The following is a 647-nucleotide window of genomic DNA, read 5'->3' as shown; positions in this document are numbered from 1 at the left end:
CTGTCGGCCGTCCGCGACTACTTCCGGGTCGAGGACGAGGCGGGCGAGCGCTACTGGGTCTACAGGGCCGGCGACGGTGAAGACCCCCACACCGGATCGCACCGGTGGTTCATGCATGGGATCTTCGGCTGACGTCGCCGAACGGAACCGGAAGGCGCTGATCCACCTTTGCTGACCATGTCTAGGCGACCCTCATATCTCGACTTCGACGAGTCCCGCTACGCGTGGAAACCGGATGTCGACTACCGCGCCCACCCCAAACTTTACCGCGTCGGGCGCGGCGAACAGGGCGTGCTGATCTGCCAGCCCTACAAGAACGAACTCGTATTGCTCTGGCGGTTCAAGACGCCGGACGAGGCGGAAAAGAGCAGCGCCGCGATCGAGACGAAGTTCAAGGCCTACCTCGACGCAGGCGATTTCGTCGGCGCCGATCTGGCTCACAAGTTCCTGCAGATGGGCTTCACCCGCGCGCGTCGCTACGCGAACTATCGCGGTGGCCGGAAATATGCCGGGGAGGACCATCACGAACTCCCGCGCGGCACGGGCGATCCGGAGAAGGCCAGGTCCGCCGAAGTCTTCCATGCCAGGTGGAAGGCAGCCGAGGCGAACGAAGACTACGCCGCTCGCAAGAAGGATTGGAAGGAGAG

1 protein-coding gene is annotated in these 647 nt (G+C 63.8%); it reads left to right on the top strand.

The window, feature by feature from the left end:
* Positions 1-177: 177 nt before the first annotated feature.
* The coding region (locus tag EJC49_RS25135; protein ID WP_148106340.1) for a DUF4385 domain-containing protein at positions 178-647 on the top strand (470 nt) is incomplete at its 3' end.

The sequence above is a fragment of the Aquibium carbonis genome (assembly GCF_003970795.1).
Lineage (GTDB): Bacteria > Pseudomonadota > Alphaproteobacteria > Rhizobiales > Rhizobiaceae > Aquibium > Aquibium carbonis.
The sequence above is the reverse complement of the archived record's forward strand: the minus strand, read 5'-3'. Positions and strand labels throughout refer to the sequence as shown.